18 protein-coding genes and 1 pseudogene are annotated in these 19,648 nt (G+C 68.5%); 12 read left to right on the forward strand and 7 right to left on the reverse strand.

Annotated features, from left to right (window positions below):
• Positions 1 to 110: 110 nt before the first annotated feature.
• Entirely contained in the window at positions 111 to 317 is a 207-nt protein-coding gene (locus Q664_RS58460) for a hypothetical protein (protein WP_152622617.1), read from the reverse strand.
• On the opposite strand from Q664_RS58460, the gene Q664_RS40295 reads away from it, so the two are divergent.
• Positions 295 to 897 carry a sensor histidine kinase gene (locus tag Q664_RS40295; protein WP_152622618.1) on the forward strand — a complete coding sequence of 201 codons (603 nt, stop codon included), beginning with the start codon at positions 295 to 297 and terminating at the stop codon, positions 895 to 897. The genes Q664_RS58460 and Q664_RS40295 overlap by 23 nt on opposite strands.
• Here the strand turns inward: Q664_RS40295 and Q664_RS40300 are convergent.
• The gene (locus Q664_RS40300; protein ID WP_052519264.1) at positions 851 to 2,911 is read right to left on the reverse strand and encodes an ArnT family glycosyltransferase; all 2,061 of its coding nucleotides are present in this window, start codon (positions 2,909 to 2,911) and stop codon (positions 851 to 853) included. The two genes, Q664_RS40295 and Q664_RS40300, sit on opposite strands and share 47 nt — an antisense overlap.
• 54 nt (positions 2,912 to 2,965) lie before the next feature.
• On the opposite strand from Q664_RS40300, the gene Q664_RS40305 reads away from it, so the two are divergent.
• From Q664_RS40305 to Q664_RS40325, 5 genes are all read left to right on the forward strand, one after another.
• Positions 2,966 to 3,475, forward strand: a complete 510-nt coding sequence (locus tag Q664_RS40305; RefSeq protein ID WP_043408745.1) for a hypothetical protein — start codon at positions 2,966 to 2,968, stop codon at positions 3,473 to 3,475.
• 10 nt (positions 3,476 to 3,485) lie between these two features.
• On the forward strand, positions 3,486 to 4,010 hold the full coding sequence (locus tag Q664_RS40310) for a hypothetical protein (RefSeq protein ID WP_043408747.1): 525 nt from the start codon (positions 3,486 to 3,488) through the stop codon (positions 4,008 to 4,010).
• Between the two features lie 188 nt (positions 4,011 to 4,198).
• The gene (locus Q664_RS40315) at positions 4,199 to 4,726 is read left to right on the forward strand and encodes a hypothetical protein (protein ID WP_043408749.1); all 528 of its coding nucleotides are present in this window, start codon (positions 4,199 to 4,201) and stop codon (positions 4,724 to 4,726) included.
• Between the two features lie 110 nt (positions 4,727 to 4,836).
• Positions 4,837 to 5,853 carry a dipeptidase gene (locus Q664_RS40320; protein ID WP_043408752.1) on the forward strand — a complete coding sequence of 339 codons (1,017 nt, stop codon included), beginning with the start codon at positions 4,837 to 4,839 and terminating at the stop codon, positions 5,851 to 5,853.
• 46 nt (positions 5,854 to 5,899) lie between these two features.
• Positions 5,900 to 6,277 carry a hypothetical protein gene (locus Q664_RS40325; RefSeq protein ID WP_043408755.1) on the forward strand — a complete coding sequence of 126 codons (378 nt, stop codon included), beginning with the start codon at positions 5,900 to 5,902 and terminating at the stop codon, positions 6,275 to 6,277.
• Positions 6,278 to 6,287: 10 nt separating this feature from the next.
• On the opposite strand, the gene Q664_RS40330 is transcribed toward Q664_RS40325, so the two are convergent.
• Complete coding sequence (locus Q664_RS40330) at positions 6,288 to 7,055, reverse strand: ribonuclease H1 domain-containing protein (protein ID WP_043408757.1); 768 nt, start codon at positions 7,053 to 7,055, stop codon at positions 6,288 to 6,290.
• Between the two features lie 78 nt (positions 7,056 to 7,133).
• Here Q664_RS40330 and Q664_RS40335 point away from each other — a divergent pair, with 78 nt between their 5' ends.
• Together Q664_RS40335 and Q664_RS40340 are read left to right on the forward strand one after the other, a co-directional pair.
• Positions 7,134 to 7,424, forward strand: coding sequence for an imm11 family protein (locus tag Q664_RS40335; RefSeq protein WP_052519265.1), 291 nt, complete (start codon positions 7,134 to 7,136; stop codon positions 7,422 to 7,424).
• Between the two features lie 79 nt (positions 7,425 to 7,503).
• The gene (locus Q664_RS40340; RefSeq protein ID WP_043408762.1) at positions 7,504 to 8,820 is read left to right on the forward strand and encodes a hypothetical protein; all 1,317 of its coding nucleotides are present in this window, start codon (positions 7,504 to 7,506) and stop codon (positions 8,818 to 8,820) included.
• A 51-nt stretch (positions 8,821 to 8,871) separates the two neighbouring features.
• On the opposite strand, the gene Q664_RS40345 is transcribed toward Q664_RS40340, so the two are convergent.
• Both Q664_RS40345 and Q664_RS40350 read right to left on the reverse strand, forming a co-directional pair.
• On the reverse strand, positions 8,872 to 10,677 hold the full coding sequence (locus Q664_RS40345; RefSeq protein ID WP_052519266.1) for a choice-of-anchor X domain-containing protein: 1,806 nt from the start codon (positions 10,675 to 10,677) through the stop codon (positions 8,872 to 8,874).
• 247 nt (positions 10,678 to 10,924) lie between these two features.
• A complete protein-coding gene (locus Q664_RS40350; protein WP_043408765.1) occupies positions 10,925 to 11,863 on the reverse strand; it encodes a hypothetical protein in 939 nt (312 codons plus the stop codon).
• A gap of 214 nt (positions 11,864 to 12,077) precedes the next feature.
• Here Q664_RS40350 and Q664_RS40355 point away from each other — a divergent pair, with 214 nt between their 5' ends.
• Positions 12,078 to 15,704, forward strand: coding sequence for a Dyp-type peroxidase (locus tag Q664_RS40355; RefSeq protein WP_160174610.1), 3,627 nt, complete (start codon positions 12,078 to 12,080; stop codon positions 15,702 to 15,704).
• 102 nt (positions 15,705 to 15,806) lie between these two features.
• Here Q664_RS40355 and Q664_RS40360 read toward each other — a convergent pair whose 3' ends face one another.
• Entirely contained in the window at positions 15,807 to 16,127 is a 321-nt protein-coding gene (locus Q664_RS40360) for a hypothetical protein (protein WP_043408768.1), read from the reverse strand.
• Between the two features lie 2 nt (positions 16,128 to 16,129).
• On the reverse strand, positions 16,130 to 17,011 hold the full coding sequence (locus Q664_RS40365) for a protein kinase domain-containing protein (protein WP_043408771.1): 882 nt from the start codon (positions 17,009 to 17,011) through the stop codon (positions 16,130 to 16,132).
• 215 nt (positions 17,012 to 17,226) lie between these two features.
• Here Q664_RS40365 and Q664_RS40370 point away from each other — a divergent pair, with 215 nt between their 5' ends.
• From Q664_RS40370 to Q664_RS40380, 3 genes and pseudogenes are all read left to right on the forward strand, one after another.
• On the forward strand, positions 17,227 to 17,676 hold the full coding sequence (locus Q664_RS40370) for a helix-turn-helix domain-containing protein (protein ID WP_043408773.1): 450 nt from the start codon (positions 17,227 to 17,229) through the stop codon (positions 17,674 to 17,676).
• A gap of 297 nt (positions 17,677 to 17,973) precedes the next feature.
• Positions 17,974 to 18,933 carry a LysM peptidoglycan-binding domain-containing protein gene (locus Q664_RS40375; RefSeq protein WP_043408776.1) on the forward strand — a complete coding sequence of 320 codons (960 nt, stop codon included), beginning with the start codon at positions 17,974 to 17,976 and terminating at the stop codon, positions 18,931 to 18,933.
• A 190-nt stretch (positions 18,934 to 19,123) separates the two neighbouring features.
• Positions 19,124 to 19,648: pseudogene (locus Q664_RS40380) on the forward strand (hypothetical protein); the annotation flags it as partial.

Consider the following 19,648-nt stretch of genomic DNA (forward strand, 5'->3'; position numbering starts at 1 on the left):
CGGAGAAGCGGCGCCTGGAGGAGACGCACCTCGGGCTGCGCCTGCGCCTGGGTTTCACCCCACGGGAGACGGTGGACGAGTACCTCCTCCTCGGCCGCCTCCTCACCCGTTCATGGGAGCACCTGCCGCCGGAGCAGCGGCCGGCCTCCTCGGAGCTCCAGTTGCTCCGCGAGGCGCTGGACGCCGCGGGGGCGCACGCCGTGGAGCTCTTCAGCGGTTACTCCCTGGAGGAGCGCCAGCGGGAGAGGCGCTACCTGCGGCGTCTCGATGCACTCGCGTCCGAGCTGCTGGCGCATGACGCGTGGCTTCCGGAACATCTGGTGCCTCTCCTGGAGGTCATCCAACAGGCCCTGGAGGCCCGAGGGGCGGAGCTGCTGCTCGCCCGGGACGGGGGCGGACAGCTGGAGCGGAGGACTGCGGCTGGAGCGCAAGCCGGTGGATCTGCACGACGTGGTCCATGCGGTGGTGGACGAGGTGCGCGCGGTCCATCCCGACCGCGCGCTGTGTGTGGCGTCGCACGGAGACGGCGGGGGGGAGTGGGATGGCGATCGCCTGTCACAGCTCGTGACGAACCTCCTCACCAACGCCGTGAGGTACAGCCCCGTCGGGACACCGGTGACGGTGATGATGATGGGGGAGGAGCAGGAGGTGTCGCTCGAGGTCCACAATGAGGGGCCGCCCATTCCCGAGGACGTCCTGACCGGCCTCTTCCAGCCGCTCCATCGGGGCGAGGGCAGCATCCGCACGGCGGAGCGCAGCGTGGGCCTGGGTCTCTACATCGTGGACCAGGTGGCGCGTGCCCACCAGGGCTCCGTGGACGTGAAGTCCTCCCACGCCGAGGGCACCTCCTTCACGGTGCGCCTGCCGCGCTCCCTTCCGCCTGTCCCGAGGCGCTGAAGGGGACCGGTGCCGCCCCGGGCCACTCGAGGGCCTCCACCTGCTCCGCGCGTGGGCCCAGGGCGGGGATGATGAACCACGGCACGTCGCGGAAGGACTCCCGGGGGCGCAGCGCGGCGTCCGGCGAGAGGGTCACGAGCTGCCGCCGCTCGCCGCCCAGGTGGAAGGTGACGCGCAACGTCTCCGGCACGCCGCGCGGCGAGACGAAGAAGGCCCACCGGTCTCGCGCGTAGCCGGTGCGGACGAACGCCACGCCCCTCACCACCATGTTGCCGGTGGCCACGTCCAGGCGTCGCACTCCCGGGGGCAGTTCGGGCGGGGGCGCGGGCGTGGAGAGATCGTACAGGCGGAGCGCCGAGCCGGCCGGCACCTCCAGCGGGGCGAAGGGCTCGGCGGCGGGCGAGGCCAGGTAATGGCGGTACCCCTCGGCCAGGCCCCAGTCCGGCCGGGGGTTGCCCTTGTGCGCCATCCGGCCGCTCCAGAACATGAAGTTCAGGTGCTCGAATTGCTCGGGTGCGTCCCACTCCATGCGCAGCCAGACGAGCGCCTTGTCCGGGAGCACCTTCGCCGCGGCGAGCCCCGCTTCCTTCGTGTGGGTGCGCTCGCCCAGGTCCCGTTTGGCGGTCCGCATCTTCAGGTGCGCGAGCACGGTGCGCGGGGCGAGGAAGTAGAGCGCGAGCACGGTGCACGCCACCCCCATCCCGAGCGTGAGGGGCCGGCGCGCGCGGGCCACGAGCATCAGCAGGCCCACGAGGAGCACGCACGCGAGGACGAGGCAGAGGCCCTCGAGGAGGCCGGGGACGCGCCGGGTCTGCACGAGCGCCTCCGGCAGCCGGGCCCGGAGCGGTGCGAGGAAGGCCAGCTTGGGGAGCAGGAAGGGCGTGGAGAGCGCGCCCACCACGGCCGCCGCGAGCACCGGGCGGCGGAAGCTGTCGTGCAGGAGCAGGGCCAGGGCACAGAACACCGCCGTCACCGCGCCCCAGGTCGTGGCCGGGACCTTCGCCGCCGCCAACGAGAGGACGAGCCAGGTGGGCCACAGCCACAGCGCCACCGCGAGGAGCTCGAGCTCGCGGGTGCGCAGCGCGCGGTAGAGGAGCCAGAGCCCGGCCAGCAGCGGCAGCGCCTCCGGGAAGGGCTCCAGGGTGCGCAGGTGGATCTCATTGAAGATCGCATCCAGCGGACGGATCCACATGACGATGGAGGGATTCCTCCGGGCCTCGTCCAGGAACAGGTGGCTCCGGGTGACGTGCGACTCGAGGGCCCAGAGCTCGGGGTACGCGCGTTGCGCGTAGAGCGACCACGGGAGCGCCACGGAGGCCGCGCAGACGAGGAGCAGGGCGAGCTGACGGATTCTCGGGCCCGGGGTGAGCCCGAGCAGCCGGCCCGCGGTGAGCACCCCGGCGACGCCCACGGGGGTCAGCGCGAGGGTGCTCTTGCACAGGTAGCCGAGCCCCACGGCGACACCGGCGAGGGCCGCGAGTGGGAGCGAGCCGCGCCGGACGGACGTGACGAGCAGCACCATGGCCAGGGCGAGACAGCCCGCGAGCGTGGTGTCCGTCATGTCCCCGAACATGAAGCCCTGGACGAGCTCGTAGGTGAAGGGCAGGACGAGCAGGGTGCAGGCGGCGAGCGTGGACCAGAAGCGTCCGGCCGGCCCCCGCATGAGGAAGAAGACGCCCAGCGCGGCGGCCACCATGCCGAGCAAGGAGCCGAAACGGGCCACCCCCGTGCCCACCCCGAGGAGGCTCATGCCGAGCGCCGCGAACCACATGGAGCCGAGCGGCTTGTGCAGCCAGAGACTCCCGTTGATCCAATCGTCGAGGGCCGGGCGGTGGAAGGGCTCGGCGTAGACGTGGGGCCGCAGCGGGGTGTCCATCAGCCCGCGCGAGACGGCGAGGTGGACGGCCTCATCCCAGTTGTGGATGCCCGGATGATCCAGGCCCGGCAGGAGCGCCACCAGGGCGGTGACGAGGATGGCGCTCACACAGAGGATGTCTGGAGGGGGCCGGCGCACGAGAAGGCCGGGGACATTACAGCACGGGGCCGAATTCATCTAACCTCACGGCCCATGCGCGTCTTCTCGAACTCGTGGGTACTCGCCTGCGCACTGGTGGCTTCCGGCTGTTTCTTCTCCGAGAACCCCGGGCCGGGCCGTCCCTGCTCGGACGACTCCGAGTGCCCGGCCTCCTACCGCTGCGTGACGGTCTCCGCGGAGCAGCGCTCCTGCGAGGTCATGTATCCGCCCGCCCCCCTGGAGACGGATGCGGGCTCCGTCGATGCCGGGCCCGTGCCCACCTGGTGCCGGGACATCCGCCCCATCATGGCGGCCAGCTGCGTGGCCTCGTGCCATGGCGCCGACACCTCCGGGAGCAGACGCTCGGACTTCCGGCTCGACCAGTACGCGGCCCTCAGTGGGGTGAACGGGGCCCGGGACATGGCCGCCCGCATCAAGGCTCGCGCGGTGGATACGCAGGAGATGCCGCCCGCGGGCAACCCCGCTCCCTCCGAGGCCGAGAGGGAGCTGCTGCGGCGTTGGATCGCTGGCGGTACACCGCTCTGCACGGACGGTGGTACTTAATGGCTCTCCTATGAAGCGCATCCTCCCGAGCCTGCGTCCGAGTCTTCTGGGCCTGTGTGCCGTGGTGGCCACCGGCTGCACCATCGAGGCCCCCGATTTCTCCGGCAAGTCGTGCGAGTCCGTGTCCGACTGCCCCCGGCCCTACACCTGCGTCGCGGCACGTCCGGGCGCGGGGCGCACCTGCGAGGTGCTCAACGGGCCCGGCACCAGCGATCCCAACACGGGGCCCGTGCCCACCTGGTGCCAGGACATCCAGCCCATCCTCGCGGCCAACTGCGTGTCCGTGTGCCATGGCACCACCACGACGGGCAGTGGCCGCGCGGACTTCCGGCTCGACGTGTACGAGGCCGATGGGGGCATCGCGGGGGCGCAGTTGATGGCGCCCCGCATCCACGCGCGTACCGTCGTCTTCCGCACCATGCCGCCGCCCGCGGCGAGCCCCCAACCCACCGAGGAACAGCGCGACCTCATCGACCGCTGGGCCTCGGGCGGTGCGCCCTTCTGTGAGACGGCGGGCACCGACGGCGGTTCCTAAGCCCCAAAAGCCTCGAATCCATCCAGAAAGAAGCAGGCAGCCCGCCGGGCCCTCCACCGGCGGGTCGCTGCCCCTGTGCCGGTTCTCCGCTCCGTCAAGCCCTGTGCACCCGCGAAGCAGGTCCCCAGTTTCCAGCCACACGACGGGGGGCTTCCTCCCGATGGGTGAGCAACGAAAGGAGCGGTCTGATGCGGAAGCTCATGATGGCGGTGATGGCGGTGGCGGGGCTCGGTCTGGTGGCGGGATGTCGTGACAGTGTCCAGTCGGAGCGGCGGGACGTGGCCCAGGCGCAGCAGGAGGTCCAGCAGGAGCAGCGCGAGATGCAGCGCGAGATCGCCGAGGAGCGCCAGGAAGGCCAGCAGGAGCTCGCCGAGCAGCGTCAGGACGTGCAGGAGGAGCGCCAGGAACTGCAGGAGGAGTTGCGGGAGGGCACGGGTGGCGGCGCGATGGCCGGTGCCCAGATGGTGGATGGCCGCATCCAGTCGGCGACCCCGGACGCTGTCGTGCTGATCGTCCCCGATCAGAACAACCAGCGGATGCAGCTGCGCGCCGACCAGAAGACCCAGGTGAAGAAGGACAACCAGACCATGTCGCTGCGGGATCTGAAGCCGGGTGACGAGGTCCGCGCCTCCTATGAGATGGGCCAGGGCGGCCAGATGATCCTGCGCAGCATCGAGGTGCAGAAGAAGTCCACCGACAACATGATGAACAAGTAGCGCGGAACACGGTGGGACGAGGCCTCCGCCTCCGGGCGGGGGCCGTTGTCTGTTCAGGGTTCCCTTCCGGAGTCCTTGTCGTGGCGGACGGGACGTCCGAGACTGCGGCCATGGCTCTCAAGACGGGTGACGTGCTCGAGCTCCACCGGCGCTGGTGCATCGCGGACTCGCACGCGGACTCGCTGATGTGGAACAGGGACCTCTGCGAGCGTTCCTCCGAGGGGCACGTGGACTTCCCCCGCCTGCGCGAGGTGGGGATGAAGCTGCAGTGCTTCACCATCGTGACCCGGGGTTTTCCCTTCATCGGAGGCTTCGAGGCCTTCGCCGTGTGGCGGGGCTGGCCGAAGGAGGCACGGGAGAGCGAGTGGACGCGCGCGGTGTGGCAGGTGGACCGGCTGGCGGAGTTCTGCCGGCGCTCCGAGGGGCAGGTGCGCATCACCACCACGGGGCGGGCGCTGGAGGAGAACCTCGCCCAGGGGCGGCTGTCGGCGGTGCTCGGCATCGAGGGCGCGCATGCCATCGAGGGCCAGGTGGAGCGCGTGGCGGAGCTGCACCAGCGGGGCGTGCGCTTCATGGGGCTCACCCACCTGTCCAACAACGAGGCGGGCGGCTCGTCGTTCCCGCTGATGGGCAACCGGCCGTTGTCGCCGCTGGGCCAATCCGTGCTGGAGGAGATGGCGCGGGTGGGCATGGGCGTGGACGTGGCCCACGCCTCCGAGCGGACGCTGGAGGACATCCTGGCGCACCCCACGGCACGCGTCTTCTCGTCTCATACGGGCGTGCGCGGGGCGGGAGGCGGGTGGCGCAACCTCTCGGACGAGGTGCTTCGCCGGATCGCCGAGCGGGGTGGGGTGGTGGGCATCATCCTGGCCCCGGTGTACCTGGGCGGGGATGCCATCGACGACGTCGTGCGGCACATCGAGCACGCGCTGGGAGTGATGGGGGAGGAGGGCGTGGGGATTGGCTCGGACTACGACGGCATGGTGGCGCTGCCCAAGGGCATCCACGACGTGACGGATCTGCCCAAGCTCACCGAGGCCCTGCTGCGCCGCCATCCGGAGGCCCTGGTGGAACGCATCCTCGGGGGCAACTTCCGAAGGTACTTCCGCGAGACGCTCGGGGAGTGACATGGGTTGACCGGGCCCCCGGCGCCTGGAATCGTCCGGCGCCGTGATGACCCGCTCTTCCGTCCTGTTCTCGTTGATGATCGGCTCCCTCCTGCTGTCCGCCTGTGGCGTCAAGGCGGGCGACTCCTGCTCGGGGGGGGGCTACACCTGTTCCTCCGAGAAGGAGGCCCTGGAGTGCCGTGACAAGGTCTGGCGCGCGTTGCAGTGCCGGGGGACCTCGGGGTGCGGCGAGTCCGGGGAAGACATCCTCTGCGACATGAATGGCAACGTCGAGGGGGATGCGTGCGCGGCGTCCGCCGAGGGCCGCGGGTTGTGCACGGCCGACGGCAAGGGCCGGCTCGAGTGCCGCATGGGCGTGCTCGTCCAGGTCAGCACGTGCAGCTCGTGCGTCATGGACGACATCCACGTCACCTGCAACCCGTGACGGGTGGGGCTCAGTCCTCGGACTGGACGTCCTGGACCTTGAAGCCCCACTCCTCCAGCACCTTCGCCTCGTCCTGCTCGCTGCGTGTCTTCTTGAAGCGGGCACCGGGAACGCCCTTCACCCGGCGCTCGCACGCGGCCCAGGTCGCGTGACGCTTCACGCTGCTGCCCACCTCGCTCAGATAGGAATACGCCTTGGCCTTGGCGGAGCCCTCGCCCTGCCGGGGCTTCTCCTCGGGCAGGGACATGTCCTCGGGGAGCTCGTGCACGTCCACGCCGTAGCCCTGGAGCGGGCCCACGTAGAGCTTCACGCTCCGGCCCTTGGAGAAGCAGACGGCGATTTCATCCACCCGCTCGTTGCCCGGCACGCCCGCGTGCCCGCGCACGTACTTCCACTCCACGGTGGCCTCGCCCGGGTGCTCCTGCTTGCGCTGGGCGAGCAGCGCCATCAGCCGTTTCCAGTAGAGGGCATTGGCCACCTCTTTGCCGTCGGCCGTCTTCCACCCGCGCCGGCTCCAGCCGAAGGCCCAGCGGGTGATGCCCTGGATGACGTAGGTGGAGTCCGTGTGGATGTGCAGGGGCCCCGGGGTGCGCTCCAGGTGACGCAGCGCCTTGCCCACGGCGGTCAGCTCCATCCGGTTGTTGGTGGTGTCCGGCTCGTGGCCTCCGAGCTCCGTCACCATGCCATCGGGAGTGACGATGAGGGTGCCCCAGCCTCCCGGGCCGGGGTTGCCGGAACAAGCACCATCAGCGAAGACCAGGGTGGGGCGGTTCTCCATGCCGCCCCCCTATAGCCGTCACGGCCTCCACCCGCCAGGACGGCGAACGTGAGCTGCGGGATGACATGAGCTTTCCTGGTGGAGGGGCGTCCGGAGCCTTACTTCATCCTCAACGCATTGCGGCTCATCCGGTGCATCGACGATGAGCGGTGCGAGGAGGTCCGATTCTGGGAGCCCAGGCATGGGGATCCCAAGAAAGTGGGTCAGTACCGCAATGTCGTTGGACTGAAAGTCGACCCGGCGAAGATAGGGTACACCCACGTCCTGCGTCCCTGGGGCTGGAGGGGAACGCTCATCGTCTCCGAGCGGATCAAGCAGCTCATGGAGCAAGCGGGCACCACCGGGACGAAGTTCGTCGAGGTCCGATGAGCGTCACCACGGTCCTCACCTGACACCCACATTTGCTTCCGCAACCTGGGCCATGGAATCGTGACGACTGGAGGCCGTCATGACCAACCCCATTGGCCGTGCCCTGTTTCAGATCGCGCAAGTGGCTCGCAACACCGTGGAGAAGAACCTCCCGAAGGTCGAGAACCCGCAGGTGCGCAACACCGCGCAGACGGCGGTGGACACCTTCGATCGGTTCCAGAAGCCGTTGATGGACCTGAGCGGCGGCAACATATCCTCCGCGGCGGTGGGCGCCATGGCGGAGGTAGCCCGCTCCCTCGTCCCCCAGCCCCCCGCGACCACCGGCGTGGTGATGACCACGAGCGCCTCGGCCAATGTGCGCGCGGAGGCGACGACGGGGTCCGACAAGCTCACTCCCACGGCCCTGCCCGAGGGCACGCAGGTGCTCGTCACCGGCCCCGCCCAGCCGGGGGAAATGGTCGACGACCTCGGCGATCAGTGGGTGCCCGTCACCATCCAACTCCCGGGGCAGGAGCCGCAGGCGGGCTTCATCAATGAGGGCCTGCTCAATCCCCTCCCCGAGGGCCAGCAGCCCCTGCCCGGCAGGCTGAACCCGGACGGTACCGTCTCCACGGCGCCCACTCTCACCGAGGACGGACTCCCCACGCCGGAGCACGTCGGCGCGCGCACGCCCCCGTATCTGCAAGGGGACTCGCAGTGGGCGAACCTGCCGCTCAACAACAACCAGACTCCCCTGACGCAGACGGACGAGAACGGAAATGTGAGCCCTCTGCTCAACGCCGATGGCACCCCCGCGTATGCGAACGACATCGGCGCCGTGGGTTGCCTCATCACCTCCTCGGCGATGTCCATGTCCAACACGCTCCAGGCCTATGGCTACCCCCCCGTGACGCCCGCGGACCTGGATGCCCGGGTGGACCAGGTCAACGGGTACAACGAGTACAGTGGCCTGGCCACGACCGAACAGGCCAACGCGGGCGCGGTGCCGCTGGAGGTCCGTCAGAATGTCATGGACACCGGCCTCATCGACGAGGCGCTGGACGTGGGCCTCACCGTGACGATGGAGGTGCGGGTGGGCCAGACCGAGGACAACCCGGGCTCGATGCACTTCGTCACCATCACCGGGCGCACCGAGAACGAGGACGGCAGCGTCAGCTACACCGCCCTGGATCCGGGCTACCGCACCGGCGATCAGGCGCGGGAGATCTCCTTCTCCGTCGACGCCGAGGGCCAGCTCCACTCGGAGTTCCCCAAGAACCCCGCGGACGAGAACAGCGCCGTCGTCACCTACGACACGGCGCCCCGGGTCGAAGGAGGAGACCGGGGCACCGGAATGCGCGTGTACTGGCCCACGCAGGAGATGATCGACAACGCGCGGGCCGCCTCGGAGGGCTGAATCATCCAGGGAGCCGGCCCGAAGGTCCAGGCCGGCTCCCCGGAAGGTGAATCAGTGCGCGAAGAACACCGGCCGATCCAGGCGGCGGATCAAGCACGACTGGTTGGCGGCGCTGTCCAGGTGCTGGGCGCGCTCACGGATCTCGTAGAAGCTGCGCACCTGGCCGCTCACCGGGTCCGTGACGTTGTAGGGCGTGTTCATGTTGGCCATGCCCGTGGCCAGGAAGGGCGAGAGGGCACCCGCGGCGTCCACGTGCGTGAAGTTGGTGGTCGTCTCCCTCGCGTGGCAGCCGTTGCAGGTGTTCAGCGAGAACTTGTGACGCGCGTTGAAGCCGTTGGGCACCGTGGTCAGGCTGGGCGCGTTCCAGAAGAAGCCGTTGGTGGGCATCTGCGGGAAGGCCCCCAGGAAGTTGGTGACGGCGCCGAAGTCCAGGGGCACGTCGTGGGTGCCGGCGAGGATGGCCGGGTTGTTGGCCGACAGGAAGTTGGTGATCACCGAGCTGTTGTTGAACATGTCGAACGGCGTGCGCACGGTGACGTGCTCGACCAGGTGGCCCGGCGCCGGGGTGGTGGTGGTGAAGTTGCGCGGGTTGGCCGCCGTCGAGAAGAGGCGGAACTCACGCATCTCCCACCAGGGGGTGGTGAGCATGATCTCGTTGGTGCGCACCTGGTTGATGGCGCTGCCGTTGGGCTTGCCCGGCGCCATGTTGCGCATCACCACCTGCTGGGTGAGGTTCTGCAGCTGCGTGTTGTAGGCGGCGCTGCCCAGGACCAGCGACGAACTGGACAGGGCCTGCCAGGACTGGGCCCACGTCTTCACCTGGGCACACTGGTTCTTCGGCACGCCGTACTCGAAGATGACCAGGAAGCCGTTGTAGGGCCGCAGACAGGTCTGCGCGTTCATCACCGAGAAGACGAAGCGCAGCTCGCCCGCGCCGCTGGAGCCGTACGGGCCGCCGTTGCCCCGGCCGAGGTCCAACCGGTTGACGATGGCCACCAGCTTGAAGGGCGAGCGGCTCAGGTCCAGCTCACCCGTGCTCAGCCGCGGCCAGGCGTTGAGGATCTGCGTGGCCATGGCCGGGCGCGTCGGCACGGCCCGCCCGTTCACCGTCTGGGAGGTCAACCACTGCCGCAGCCAGCGCTCGGTGAAGGCCGGCGCGGGGGCCGTGGTGTTGGCCATCTCCGTCATCAGGTGCTTGAACGTCCACACACCGTTCGGATTGCCCGAGTTGTTGCAGGGGTTCCAGGTGCGGGTGGGATCTCCGACCACGGAGGGGTGGTTGATGATGAGGGACTTGCTGGGATTGACGGCCCGCGCGATGCCCGAGATCGGCAGGGGAATGACCTGGCCCGGCGTGAAGATGCTCACCGGCAGCGGGGTGAGCGCGCTCTCGTGCACCAGCACGCGGTCATCGAAGGTGGCGACGGTGAGCGGCTCGGTGGTCTCCTTCTGGAACGTGGCGATGCGCTCCTGCGTCCTGCGGTGCTCGTCGAGGTCCACGATACCGGAGCCGGAGAAGACGCCGTCGCCGGCCTTCTCGTCGCCGTTGAGGCCGTTGTCGCTCAGGGTCACCGGCTTGCCGTCATCGCCCGTGAGCTCGAGGGTGGTGGCCTGCTCACCCTTGGCCAGCCGCGCCCGCAGGAGGCCGGGGGTGGCGGACGAGGGCGTCTGGGACGGGATGAACTCCAGGTTCTCCAGCACGGGGGCGCGCTGTGCCGGCGCCTCCGCCAACTGCTGCAACTGGCCCTCCACCTGCTCCGGGGCCACTTCCGCACCGCACCCCGCCATCAGTCCGCCCAGCAGCAGGCTTCCCGCCAGCGTTCCAAAACGCTTCTTCATGTCCTTGCCGTTTCCCATGTGTGCCCCCAGGTTCTCGAGAACGGCTCAAGACATATCAATAATTGATGTGTAGGAAAAGGATGTTTAACCCGTCTAGCGTGTTGTTCCCGTGGCTACAAGTGACAGGGAATGAGCCGGTTGATGTGTCATTGATTGACGGCAAGTGGCCGGAATCGCAGGAGGGAGGCCGTGCGTGTTGCCCGGCGGGCTACAGGCGGTGGTGGGCACGGTCCTCGCCTGTAGCCTGTCGCGCAATGCCTCCGCGTCACTTCAGGTCGTTGAGCGACAGCGGATTCTGGAGATCGACGGGGCTCGTCCACTGTTGGGGCAGCCCGCCCGGGGGACGCTGCAGCTCGGGGCGCCCGCCCGGGACTCCACCGTTCTTCCAGTCGTTCAGCTGGCCCACCAGGTTCCACTTCCCTGCGGCGTTGTCGTAGTGGGCGAACGCCGTGGCGCCCGTCTCGATTCCGTGCTTCCCCGTGGAGTGCGAGTAGTCGTTCGGCGTGAGGCTCTGCACCAGCTGGAGGTTGTTCTGCTTCAGGAAGCCGTCCAGCTGCTGCTTGCCCGTCTGGGCGCCGTACTTCGAGAAGTCCGCCTGGTGGACGAAGGACAGGGTGTCATTGGCCGGGTTGTGCAGCGCGTGCACGGCGCAGCCATTGAGAGGCCCCGTCATGACCATGTTCGGCTGCCCCTGGCCGGGGCGGAGGGGCACATCCGAGATTCCCGCGAACGAGCCATTGGCCTGCGTGTTCTGGCCGGACGAGAGGTAGTGCAGGTAGTGCACCTGCGGCCCGTTTCCTCCGGCGGGCGAGAGGGACAGGTTCGCGTTGCCATGCTGCTGCTGGACGTTCAGGGTGGCGGTGGACTGGTTCGCCGGCACCATGGGCTTGTTGGGCGTCGGGAGCGTCACGCCCTGCGGAGGCTTCCCCTCGGGGAACAGCTTGTAGCCGTTCAGGACGTTCTGCGACGAGAACTTCGTGGGGTTGGAGGCGAACGAGTCGGCCTGCGAGGGGCCGAACAGCCCGCGGACCGACGAGCTGATCTTGGAGCCCACCGTGTCGAAGCCATCCTGGGGCGCGCTCGGCTTGCTGGTCGCGCCCGGCTTGGAGGTCGGGGCCGTCGGGGAGCTCGGCCGCGGCGTATCGAGCTGCGGTGCGCGGGGAAGGGAGAAGCTCTTGGGGCCGCCGATCTTGAAGCTCTTCATGGGGGGTCTCTGTTCGGGAAGGGAGGTCAACCGCTCGCGAGACTCCCCATTGCGTCTTCCATGCCAGCAGGTGGGCCACGTGATTTCAGGGGGATGGAGGCACTCCATGGGCGCACGGAGTGCCCGCCCCCTGGTGACTGTTGTCAGCACTGGTGACTCCAGTCACCAGGATCTGTTCTAGGCTGCCGCGTTTCGCTCGATGAGGGGGTACACCATGGCAGCCGTTGAGTCCGTTCTGCGCTCCGCCCAGCCCGGGCTGATGTTCACCCCGACGCATGGCCTGTTCATCACCGGCTGGCTGAAGGAGCCCCACTCCAGCGAACCGGTGCTCGCGGCCCTGAAGCAGCTCGTCGCGAGCGCGGATGTCCGCTCGGATCGCCGCCGCATCGTCGCGGCGGTCCAGGGCGCGCTGTGGGGCAGGTGGTCGGGCCGCATCCCTCCGGGGGCGCCACCTCCGGGCTCGGTGTTGGCCACCAGCACCCATTTCCAGGACTCGGGCGGAGACGTGTGGCTGTACCTGAAGGCGGACTCGGAGGCGGGTGTCGACACGCTCCGGAAGTCGGTCGAGAAATGGCTGGGGCCCCTGCTCTCGCGCCAGGAGGCGACGCACGCGGCGATGCCTCCGGACCGGAAGATCCTCGACCAGCACTTCGTCGACGGCATCACGAGCCCGAGCGACCCCGCGGGCGTGGTGGAGAACATCCTCCAGACGGGCACGGACACCTCGCCCGGGAGCTGCTGGGTGCTGGCGCAGAAGTTCGAGGTCGCGTGGACGGCGTTCACCGACATGAGCGTCAACGCGCAGCAGAACGTCATTGGCCGCAACGAGCACGCCGTCCTCATTCCCGACCAGGACATCCGCAGCCACATCAAGCGGGTGCGGGTGCTGGCGGAGGATCACTCCAACCGGGAGCTGGTGCGCCAGGCGTTGCCGTTCGGCCATGCCCCCAGTGGAGGAGGACGGGAGAAGGGCATCTACTTCGCCGGCTTCGCCCGGGACACGCGGGTCTTCGAGACGATGCTCGGGCGGATGGTGGGCGGAGCGACGGGGGACTCGGACAAGCTGCTGGGAGTCATCCACGCGGTCTCCGGCGGCTACTTCTACGTGCCCTCCGCGAAGGAGCTGGGGGTAGGGGAGGGGCTGGAGCCTTCCGACTTCAATCCCGCGCCCCTCTGGCAGGTGCGCAGCGCCAACGGGCTGATGTTCTACAACTCGGCGGACTACCTGAACGTGATGGGGACGGGGCAGTACGTGCTCGGGGATCCACCGTCCCAGCGCATCCTCGGGTTGCTGGGGAAGGTGTTCGGGCGCTGGCGCAACAAGTGGTACCGCAAGCTGGACACCCCCCGGGTGCCGCCCCTCTCCGAGTTCCTCGACAAGAGCGAGCGCCATTATCTGAAGGCCTCCGTGGCGGTGCGCCGGGGCCTGTCCATCCAGCGCATGCTGACGCGCGTCTGGACCACCACCGAGTATCCGCTCCGCCGCGACTCGTGGGCGTGGCGGGCCGACCTGTTCCGGATTGATCCGGAGGATGTGCTCGTCGGGGTGATGCCGGAGCTGTCGCTCGGCCGGGGCAAGGAGGTCATGCCCTACCTGAACGACGAGGAGCGGCTGGCGGGCTTCCTGGCGCTGCTGGACGAGACGTCGTCCATGGGGCACGTGGTGCCCAACCACCAGAAGGTGTTGCAGCAGGGGTTGGAGGCGCTGCTGAAGGACCTGCGCAAGCGCGAGAAGAAGGCGGGCACGGACGACCAGCGTGCCTTCTACCAGTCGGCCATCCTGTCGCTGGAGGGAGTCCAGGGCTACTGCCGCAACTACGCGCTGCTGGCCGAGCGCATGGCCGAGGACTCCGCCACCCACCCCGAGGCGCGGGAGAACCTGCTGGCGCTGGCCAGGCGCATGCGCAAGCTGGCCACGGACAAGCCCGACACCTTCGTGGAAGCGGCGCAGTGCATCTTCAACCTCCACTGCTGCCTGCACCTGGTGGGCGAGCCGGTGTCCATTGGCCGCCTGGACCAGCTCCTGATGCCCTTCTTCGATTCGCGCAAGGAGGCCGAGGCCCAGGAGGTGCTCGACGCGTTGTGGGTCAAGCTGGGCGAGAAGGCGCTGCACAACCGGCAGAACGCCACGGACCACGTGACCTACGGGACGACGTCGGTGTCCTACGCCGGAGGCAACTTCCCGCAGGGAGATGGCATCAACCAGTGGGTGCAGCAGGTGACGGTGGGCGGATACCTCCCCACGGACGACGAGAAGCCCCGGCCAGGGGCCAACCGGTTGACCCTGTTGTGCCTGCGCTCGGCGCGCCGGCTGCCGCTCAATGCGCCGGTGTTGTCGCTGCGGGTGTACCCGGGCATCGGCGAGGACATCCTTGAGGAGGCGGCGCGCGCGCTGCGCAGCGGCGGTTCCCACCCCATCCTCTTCCAGGAGGATCGGATGGTGGGCGCGCTGTCGGGCTTCTCGGGGCTGCCGCTGTCGGCGGCGCGGGACTACGTCTGTGACGGCTGCTACGAGCCGATGATCGCCGGCCAGTGCGAGTTCGCCTTCAGCAACATCATCACCCTGGACGCGCTGGAGCTGGCGCTCAACCAGGGAGCGCGCTTCAACCAGGCCGGGCCCGTGTACCTGCGGGGCTGGAAGGTCAGCTTCCGTTCGCCGCACGCCTCGGAGATCACCCGCTTCGAGCAGCTCCAGACGTTGTACCTCGAGCACCTGCGCTACCTGACGGTGCAGTTCTACACCAGCGTGCTGGGCAACTACGGGGCGCTGTGGAACTACTGCCCCAGCCCGCTGCTCTCCCCGCTGATCGACGGCTGCGTGGAGACGGGGAGGGATCTGTCCAACGGCGGTGCGCGCTACCACCTCATCGCGCCCATGTACCTGGCGATGGCGACGACGATCGACTCGCTCTACGCCATCCAGAAGCTGGTGTTCGACCCGAAGACGGCCGTCGCCACGCTGCCGGAGCTGGTGGAGGCCCTGCACAACGACTGGGGCTTCGGCATGGAGGAGCCCTTCCAGAGCCAGCTCGCGGGCAAGCTGCGCTCGGACGAGCGGGCGAAGCGCTTCCAGCAGATCCGCGCCCGGGCGCTCGAGCTGCCGAAGTTCGGCATGGGGAACCCGGAGGTGGACGCGCTCGGGGGTTGGCTGGTGGATCGCATCACCACGCTGGCCCGGGAGACGTTGGACTCGCCGCCGCCGGTGCTGGCCTCCATCCTCCAGCGGCTGAAGAAGACGTATTCGGTGCGGGGCGCGCCGTGGGAGCTGACGCTCCAGGTGGGCGTGGGCACCTTCGAGGCCTACGTGGGCAACGCGCTCTCCAGCGGTGCTTCGCCGGACGGGCGGCGCAACATGCAGGCGTTCCCCTCGGACTTCAGCCCCACGCCGGTACCGGAGGATCTGCCGCCCATCGCCCAGGATCCCACGGCGAAGAACCCCGTGGCCGGCACCAACCGCCCCATCTACACGGGCATGAAGAGCTGGAATCAGGAGGCCATCAACCTGAAGCTCTCCAACGCGGCGCCGGTGGACCTGAACGTGCGCGAGGACTTCCCCCAGGAGGACCTGGAGGAGTTCATCCGTCAGTACGCCGCGGGCAACGTGGGCTCCAACCTCCTCACGCTGACGATGGCGGATCCGGACACCTACGAAGCGGCGGCGGTGCAGCCGGAGCGCTACGAACTGGTGCGTGTTCGCACGGGTGGGTGGACGGAGTTCTTCTCCGCCATGTTCCCGGCCCACCACGCACAGCATCGGCGCCGGCCCTACTTCCTGCCGGAGCGCCCGCCGAAGGGACGCCTCGGCTCCAGTGGCCGCGGCAAACGGCGCTCTCCGCAGTAGATGGCAAGCACGGCATCGACACGTACCTCGGGAACATCCAGGACGCGGTCTGAAGCGCACGGCGCTCCAGGAGCAGGACTCCTGGAGCGCCTCGTCACCGGCTCAGACACCGACGAAGAACTCCTTCGACCCACGCATGTTCCGCACCCAGGCGGAAACGCCCATGCGGCGGAGCACGACGGCCGCGAGCCTCATGTGGCGCTCGGGCACCTTGAGCACCCGTTGCCGGGCCCCGCTCTCCAGGAGCCGCTCCACCGCGAGATGGAGTCGCGAGAAGGATCCGGACGTCTCCACCTCTGTTCCCCAGGCGCCGTTCCACGACAGGGCGTCCAGCCGCCTGCCGCTGGGCAGCGGGACTTCGACTTGGCCACCGAAGCCCGCGGAGCGGAACTTCGCCCTCTGATGCGCACGCGATTCGGCCATGGTCAGTCCTTGCTCGCCGCCAGCAGGAATCCGAAGCCCACGACCGCCGCCAGGGCAACCGCGATGCCCACGCCGGAACCGGACGAGGGCTGAACCGGGGCCGGAGGCGGATGCGGAGCGGGCGGGGTCCGGAGCGAGTTGTGCTTCGGGGGGAAGTGCCGCACCGGGGCCCGGGCCGACGCCCGGTTCCGCAGCGCTTCGAGCCGCACCCGTACCTGGCTGATGCTGGGCCGCAGGCCCGGCTGGGTCGAAAGCATCTGGTTGATGAGCTGTTCCAGCTCGGGCGCTCCCGGAATGTGGATCCGCAAGTGCTCACCGGCCTGGGGCTCGCGGCCCACGAGGAGCGCGAATGCCACCGCCCCCAGTGAGTAGATGTCCCCGAACTGTGACGCCAGCCCCTCCGGAGGCATATAGCCCGGCGTTCCTCCTTTGTGCTTGCCGAACATGGTCGTCTGGCCCACGCCGCCCCGGGCGAGGCCGAAATCCGCGAGCTTCGCGACCCCGTCCTTGTGCAGGATGTTCCCCGTCTTCAGGTCGCCGTGGAACGCGCCTAGCGCGGAGCCATGGACCTCCTCCAGGCCCTGGACCACCGTGAACAGGTAGCCCAACACCCGCTCCACGGGCAGCCGCTGCCGGACCAGGGGCGTGAGATCCCCGTCCATCAGCTCCATCGCGAAGCCCCGGCGCCCGTCCACCAGGACGGGCTCGAAGTACCGCACGACGTAACGTCCCTGGTGCCGCTGGAACCGCCGGACCTCGTCGTCGATGAACTGCTGGTTCTCCGGCGAGGCGTCCTTCGGCGCCTTGACGACGAACAACTGCCCCGCCTCGTCCTGGCACTTCAGGAGCTTCCCCAGGCCACCGCCCGTGAGTTCCTGCAGCACCGTGATACGTCCTTGAATTTTCATAGGTTTTTGTCCCAGGCCCGTCATGCCGGGGGGTGCTGGTGGAGTAGCCCACCAGACCGGCATACGAGGGCTCCTTGAACTAACTCACGAAAATGGGATGGCAAGCTGACATGGGAATTTTATTCCAAATTGCCCGGGCCAACTCATTTGACCTGGAAGCGTCCTGGTCGGCGGTTTATGAAGGAGGGGTTATGACGCGCGCGCACAACGCCTCTGGCGGGCCGGACTCCAAGGAAGGCGAGGCCTACGGCCTGGTCCTGGGTCAGGTGATTGCCCAGCTCCGGAAGCAGCACGGGAACATGACCCAGGCCGAGCTGGCCCGTCGGCTGGGCATCTCCCAGTCGATGCTGTCGAAGATCGAGAGCGGGAAGCAGCCGGACGCCTACCACTTCAGCCAGATTGCCCAGGTGTTCGGGCTCGATGTCCAACAGCTGAACGCCCAGGTTCTGGACGCGATGCAGCGCGCGCAGCAGGCCGCGGCGGCAGTGACCAGGCAGCCCAAGGCCTCTTCAGGCTGGGGAGAGCTGCTCGCGCTGGCGGGTTTCGTGGGACTGGTGATGTTCGCGGTGGCGGCGGTGGTCGGAGACGACGCGAAGCCGACCCCGGAGCCCGTGCCAGAGCCAAAGCCCAAGGCCCCGTAGGCCATGGGCGCAGGGGCGCGAAGCCCTGGCTGCGCTCGAGGGACGACGACGCCAGGAGCCCGCCACGGGCTTTTCGCAGGGAGCAGCCCTCTCACTCGCGGAAGTTGGGGGGAGGTGCTCCACCTGCTGCCACACCTGGCAGTACTGGCAGGTGCCCAGGGACGCCTCGGATCCGGTGGCCGCGGAAAACGGCGCTGAGCCAGGAGGGCCGGATGCGGCTCGTTCAGGAGTCTCCCTCCTGTCCGTGAGCGCGTGGTTTGACGCTCAGCCACGGCGTGTGCTGAGCTTTTCTTCCATATGTTTCAACGGAATCGGCTGCGAGATGGGCATCGCGAGTATGCCCTTCTCGGGTTCCACGAGCCGCTGCCTTCGGGGCACGAGCTCGTGGCAACAGGGGGAGCAGCACAACTGGAGGGTCGACTGCGCGCGCTGGCGCAGGACTTCTTCAATCTCCAGACATTGCGCGAGGTGGCTCATGGCCACGCGGCGGCGGAGTTCGGACCGCGGTCCACGGACCAGCTCGTGCGGCAGGTGGCGTCCCTGGTATCGCTCGGGAGCCTGCGGATCGCGCTCGTTCCTCGGGCCCCGGATCCCACGGGACGGTACCTGCGCCACAAGCCGGAGGAGCTGACGCCCGCCGACTTCGTCGAGGAGACGAAGTGGCTGCGGCTCCAGGTCGTCGACGACATCACGGATGATCCGATCTCCGGCCTGAAGCTGAGCATCGTGCTCCCGGATGGTTCGCAGAAGCAGGCCACCACGGATTCCTCGGGCCGCATCGAGCTGTCGAGCGTTCCGCCCGGGTATGCCCAGGTGAACGCGGCCATCGACGGGGCGACGCTGAAGGAGACGCTGGTCTTCGAGAAGTCCGGCATCCTGGCGTCCAAGCAGCCGGCGGGCCGAAGCCGCAAGCGCAAGACTCCCTCGGGGAAATTCCTGGCGCGAGTCGTCGAGCACCAGGTGTCCGATGGCGAGACGCTGGAGGGCATCGCCGAGCAGTACGGGCTCACGGTGGACGACATCGCCCGGTTCAACTGGGACACGACGGACCCGGACGAGATTCAGCGGCACCTGTTCATCGACGTGGGCTGCACCGCGAAGGACGAGAGTGGGAAGTTCGTCTTCTCGCGCGATGACGAGCCAGGCCTTCTCTACATCCCCCGCCCACTGGAGCTGGGCGGGTTGGCCGTGGAGCAGAGCCACATCGTGCGGGTGCGCAAGCCCGCTCGCTCGGCGGCGTTCCTGTTCTCGGTCTAGAAGGGGCCCCGTCCCTCCATATCCTTCTCGCAAGTGCTTCCCCCCTCGCTGTCCGAGGGGGCGTGCCTGTCTTTGGCGATGATGAAGAATGGGGCGGAAATGCATAACCCGATCCCGCGGGGCCTCTTTTCCATCGAGGTTGGGTTTACGCCACGTTTCGCGGCGGATGCTTTGTAGGAGCGCCTTTCAAATGGTTCGATGGTTTCGGTATCCCGCCGCGCTGATGAGCGTGGCGGCAGTGGTTTTCTTTGCCTCCGCTTGTACAGCAGACGATCAGGCAGGTTCGGCGCAATTCGTCGCCACGATCAGCCAGGAGCTCTCGGCGGCGGACATCACCAGCATGCGGGTGACGGTGACGGGCACGGGAATGGATCCGATGGTGGTCGGTCTCTCCTACGCGAGAGGTCAGTGGCAGGCGTTGATGGGAGGAATCCCCGCGGGTGCCAACCGCACCTTCCTCGCCGAGGCGTTCGATGGGGGCGGTGTCTTGCGCTACCGCGGTCAAGCCGCCAGCATTTCCGTGGCCACGGGAGAGACGGCGGCCGTCTACGTCTTGCTGCAACAGGTGGATGCACCTGTTCCCTTCAGCAACACGGCTCCCGTCATCGACTGGCTGACCGCCAGCCGCAACGAAGTCGAGCCAGGCGCCAGCGTGGCGCTGGCCGCCGCCGCCCATGACGCCAATCCTGGCAACAGCCTCACCTATAGCTGGTGG

It is taken from the genome of Archangium violaceum Cb vi76, assembly GCF_000733295.1.
Classification (GTDB): domain Bacteria; phylum Myxococcota; class Myxococcia; order Myxococcales; family Myxococcaceae; genus Archangium; species Archangium violaceum.

Coding starts and splice junctions, on each gene's coding strand:
- Q664_RS40295 (WP_152622618.1), top strand. CDS start 295: ATGACGCGTGGCTTCCGGAACATCTGGTGCCTCTCCTGGAGGTCATCC.
- Q664_RS58460 (WP_152622617.1), bottom strand. CDS start 317: ATGTTCCGGAAGCCACGCGTCATGCGCCAGCAGCTCGGACGCGAGTGC.
- Q664_RS40305 (WP_043408745.1), top strand. CDS start 2,966: ATGCGCGTCTTCTCGAACTCGTGGGTACTCGCCTGCGCACTGGTGGCT.
- Q664_RS40310 (WP_043408747.1), top strand. CDS start 3,486: ATGAAGCGCATCCTCCCGAGCCTGCGTCCGAGTCTTCTGGGCCTGTGT.
- Q664_RS40315 (WP_043408749.1), top strand. CDS start 4,199: ATGCGGAAGCTCATGATGGCGGTGATGGCGGTGGCGGGGCTCGGTCTG.
- Q664_RS40320 (WP_043408752.1), top strand. CDS start 4,837: ATGGCTCTCAAGACGGGTGACGTGCTCGAGCTCCACCGGCGCTGGTGC.
- Q664_RS40325 (WP_043408755.1), top strand. CDS start 5,900: ATGACCCGCTCTTCCGTCCTGTTCTCGTTGATGATCGGCTCCCTCCTG.
- Q664_RS40330 (WP_043408757.1), bottom strand. CDS start 7,055: ATGGAGAACCGCCCCACCCTGGTCTTCGCTGATGGTGCTTGTTCCGGC.
- Q664_RS40340 (WP_043408762.1), top strand. CDS start 7,504: ATGACCAACCCCATTGGCCGTGCCCTGTTTCAGATCGCGCAAGTGGCT.
- Q664_RS40345 (WP_052519266.1), bottom strand. CDS start 10,677: ATGGGAAACGGCAAGGACATGAAGAAGCGTTTTGGAACGCTGGCGGGA.
- Q664_RS40350 (WP_043408765.1), bottom strand. CDS start 11,863: ATGAAGAGCTTCAAGATCGGCGGCCCCAAGAGCTTCTCCCTTCCCCGC.
- Q664_RS40355 (WP_160174610.1), top strand. CDS start 12,078: ATGGCAGCCGTTGAGTCCGTTCTGCGCTCCGCCCAGCCCGGGCTGATG.
- Q664_RS40360 (WP_043408768.1), bottom strand. CDS start 16,127: ATGGCCGAATCGCGTGCGCATCAGAGGGCGAAGTTCCGCTCCGCGGGC.
- Q664_RS40370 (WP_043408773.1), top strand. CDS start 17,227: ATGACGCGCGCGCACAACGCCTCTGGCGGGCCGGACTCCAAGGAAGGC.
- Q664_RS40375 (WP_043408776.1), top strand. CDS start 17,974: ATGTTTCAACGGAATCGGCTGCGAGATGGGCATCGCGAGTATGCCCTT.